Origin of the sequence: Acidocella sp. (assembly GCF_052326845.1) — a bacterium.
Taxonomy (GTDB): Bacteria; Pseudomonadota; Alphaproteobacteria; order Acetobacterales; family Acetobacteraceae; genus Acidocella.
The window spans coordinates 1-3,444 of record NZ_JBKQJR010000112.1 but is presented as its reverse complement, the minus strand read 5'-3'; the positions used below and the strand labels follow the sequence as shown (position 1 = coordinate 3,444).

The following is a 3,444-nucleotide window of genomic DNA, read 5'->3' as shown; positions in this document are numbered from 1 at the left end:
CAGCACCGAACCATCGTCGCGCACCAGCGCCGGCACCTTCGATTTCGGGTTAATCGAGGTGTATTCGTGCTTGTACTGCGCGCCGCTGGCGAAGATGCACCCCGAGCTGGGCCTGGTGCCGGAGGATGTGGAAGGAGAGGCTCGGACGCTGGAGTTGCTGGATTACATCGTGGGAACTGTGCATATGCGCGGCTTCACTCGCATTTTCCGCCCGTCCCTCTTCACGCCGACCAATGCCGATGAACCCGCCGTGCTGCAGACCGGCCGGGACATCGTGGTTGACGGGTTCAAGCTGCTCAGCCATGCCCTGGGCGCTAAGGCGTATCTGATGGGCGATTACAGCATCGCCGATGCGGCGCTGTTCTTCCTGGAAATCTGGGCTGGCCGTATCGGCCTGCCGATGCCCGCCAACCTGACCGCGCATTTCGAGCGAATGTGTGCCCGCCCGGCCGTGCAACGCGCGCTTGCCGCCGAAGGTCTGGCCTAAGTCCTTGGCGCTGCCGCTTGTTCCATTCTGGTTCCTCCGCCATGGAGAGACAGATTATAACGCCGCTGGTTTGAGCCAGGGCGCGCTGGATATCTCGCTGAACGCCACGGGCCGGACCCAGGCGGCCTCGGCCGGGCCATTGCTGGCGGGGCAGGGGATTGCCACGATCGTCTGCTCGCCCATGCAGCGCACGCGCGAGACCGCCAGCATCATCAACGAATTCCTGAATCTGCCGGTGGAGCTGGAGCCGGGGCTGCGCGAGGTGGTGTTCGGCGGCATGGAAGGCAAGCCGCTTTACCCCTGGTTCAGCGAGTGGCTGGAAGGGAGCTACACGCCGGAAGGCGCGGAAACGATTTTTCAGGTTCTGGAACGCGTGGAAGAGGCCATGGAGCGCGTCCTCACCACGGCGCGGGGGCCGCTGCTGATTGTCGCGCATGGCGGGATATTCCGCGCGCTGCGGGACATTATGGGGCTGCCGAAGCAGGGGCTCACCCCGAATGCCGTGCCGATGTTTTGTACGCCGGAAGAAGGGGGCTGGCAGGTCAGGCTGCCGCCCGAGGCCGAGTAGACCTTAGCCGGTCAGCGCCGCCAAGAGCATGCCGCCCAGGAAGGCCAAGCCAAGGATTGCGGGTTTAGGCAGCGTGAATCTCATCTCAAGTCTCCGTCAGCCCGCTATATGGGCGTGAACGAGCCATGATTGATGTGACGATTTTAAGTCCGTGCCATGCCTGATTCGCGTTACACGTTTAACGTCACGGCGACCGGCACATGGTCGGAGGGCTGCTCCCAATCCCGGGCCGCACGCAGGATTTTATAGCCCTGCAACCCGGCGGTGAGGTCTTGCGTGACCCAGATATGGTCGAGTCGGCGCCCGCGGTTAGAGGCCGCCCAGTCCCGGTTGCGGTAGGACCACCACGTGTAGAGCTTCTGCTCCGCTGGCACGAAATGGCGCACCGCGTCATGCCAGCCCTGCGCCATCCAGGCGTTCAGCCCGTCCACCTCGACCGGCGTGTGGCTGACGACATCGAGCAACTGCTTGTGGCTCCATACGTCGTGCTCCAATGGGGCGATGTTGAGATCGCCCGTGAGCACAGCCCGGTGCGGCGGATAGGCGGCGAAATGCGCCGTTGTTTCCGCCAGAAAGTCGAGCTTATGCGCGAATTTCTCGTTCTGCGCGCGGTCGGGGATGTCGCCGCCCGCGGGGACGTAGAAATTATGCACGATAAGCGGCGCGGCGCCCGTCGCCACCTGGGCGGAGATATGCCGGCAGTCATTCTTGCCGCACCAGTCGGGCGTGTTCTCGGCCAAAGCGAGCGGCAAGCGGGAGAGGATGGCCACGCCGTTATAGCCCTTCATGCCGCGCTTGAGCACATGGGGGAAGCCGATGGCGGCGGCGATGCCCTCGGGGAACAACTCGTCCGGCACCTTGGTCTCCTGCAGGCAGATGACGTCCGGCGAGAGCTCGGCGACGAGCTTGTGCAGGTGCGCTTGGCGCAGGCGCAGGGAGTTGATGTTCCAGGTGGCGATGGTGAGCTGCATCGCCCCTTCGTACAGCAGCGGTGGGGAAAAACTACCCCTTTGAACGCCCCGTTGTGGTGTGCTGGTTGTACTGGAACAGCGAGTCCGGATACGGCCCGCCGGGCAGCATGTCGTAGAGGCTTACGCGGGTCTGCTTGCCCTGCGCGTCGGTAACCACCCATTGGCGAAGTTCCAGCGGGTTGGTGCCGAACACCAGGGTCAGCGTGCCCTGGGCAGCCTTGTTCTTGCGGATCAGGGTGATGTCGTACTCGCCGGGCTCGCGGTCGATGGCGGCCCTGCACTCGTTTGGCGTAGAGCTCGAACTCCGGTCCCTGCGCATCTTCGGGAAAGCCCTTCCTGTGCAGATAAACCTCGGCCCGCGCAATCGATGGGATAAAGTTACGGACCGACCTGCGATAACTGATCTCCGCCGCCCTCCGGTCGATATCCATATTCCGCAAATGCAACCCATAGGTCTCGAAGAAGGCCCGCTCGAGCAGGGGCATCGAGACTTCGAGACCAACGTGGTCGAGATACGCCGAAGGCGCCAGCCGTCGCTTGCTTAATTGGTTGATGTCGAATGCGAACTCAGTCCGGATATGCCCGTGCGGGCTCTCGTCATAAGTGACCACCGGCCCATACTTTTCTTCGAGGCCGGGGAACTCCGCCGCCGTCGATGGATTCACCGCATCGTGATGGCCGATCGAATCGCCTGCATAGTGCGACAGCGCACCCAGTGCAAACGCCAGCTCATACACATTGCGCGAATTCCGAATCAGGCTCGCAACAAAATCCCCGCTCCGCACATAGTGCGTAAGATTGCTGAAGAACATGTGGCCGAACGGGTAATACCCCGCATCTTGGATCGCCGATCCGCCATATGCGAACGCCCGCGCCCGTTCCAGTTCCGCCGGCGTCGTGTGCGGATACCGGCTGAGCAGCAGCGGAACGATGGAATCCTTCCACGCCAGGTCGATAATCTGCTCATGCGTCAGCACCGAGTAACCGAAACCGGACTGCGTTGAAAACAAGAAAAACAGAACTACGACGACCGCCGAACACACTGCACGTGCTCTTGCCATGCATTGCTAAGATGCCGGGATCTACTCGTAGCGTAGCGCCTCTGCCGGCAATATTCGCGCCGCCGAACTGGACGGATAAATCGTCGCCAGCAGCGAGACTCCCAGCGACACCAGCGTCACGATCACCCCGTCGATCAATCGCGGCGCAAACGGCAGATAATCAATGGAATACACCTCTGCCGACAGCTGAATAAAGCGGTAATGGCCGCCCACCCACGCCAGAACGTACCCGAGCGCAAGGCCCAGGGCCGTTCCGATCACACTGATCAGAAAACCCTGCATCAGGAAGATCCGTCGCACCTGTGCCGGCTCAACACCAAAAGACCAAGGATATTGCGGTGATGATGTCTTTTGGTG

The 3,444-nt window shown here is 62.0% G+C and carries 5 protein-coding genes and 1 pseudogene; 2 read left to right on the top strand and 4 right to left on the bottom strand.

What is annotated here, in order from left to right; translation table 11 throughout:
• Positions 1-487, top strand: a 487-nt coding sequence (locus ACLPJJ_RS07480) for a glutathione S-transferase family protein (RefSeq protein WP_443590323.1), incomplete at its 5' end; no start/stop codon positions are given.
• A gap of 4 nt (positions 488-491) precedes the next feature.
• Positions 492-1,055, top strand: coding sequence for a histidine phosphatase family protein (locus ACLPJJ_RS07475; protein ID WP_443590322.1), 564 nt, complete (start codon positions 492-494; stop codon positions 1,053-1,055).
• Positions 1,056-1,225: 170 nt separating this feature from the next.
• Here the strand turns inward: ACLPJJ_RS07475 and ACLPJJ_RS07470 are convergent, their stop codons facing one another.
• From ACLPJJ_RS07470 to ACLPJJ_RS07455, 4 genes and pseudogenes are all read right to left on the bottom strand, one after another.
• Positions 1,226-2,026 (bottom strand): exodeoxyribonuclease III, encoded by an 801-nt coding sequence (locus ACLPJJ_RS07470; RefSeq protein ID WP_443590321.1) that lies wholly within the window; start codon positions 2,024-2,026, stop codon positions 1,226-1,228.
• Between the two features lie 31 nt (positions 2,027-2,057).
• On the bottom strand, positions 2,058-2,345 hold the full coding sequence (locus ACLPJJ_RS07465; protein WP_443590320.1) for a LolA family protein: 288 nt from the start codon (positions 2,343-2,345) through the stop codon (positions 2,058-2,060).
• A gap of 127 nt (positions 2,346-2,472) precedes the next feature.
• A pseudogene (locus ACLPJJ_RS07460) lies at positions 2,473-3,087 on the bottom strand (zinc dependent phospholipase C family protein); the annotation flags it as partial.
• A gap of 21 nt (positions 3,088-3,108) precedes the next feature.
• On the bottom strand, positions 3,109-3,444 hold a 336-nt coding region (locus ACLPJJ_RS07455), incomplete at its 5' end, for an FtsX-like permease family protein (RefSeq protein WP_443590319.1).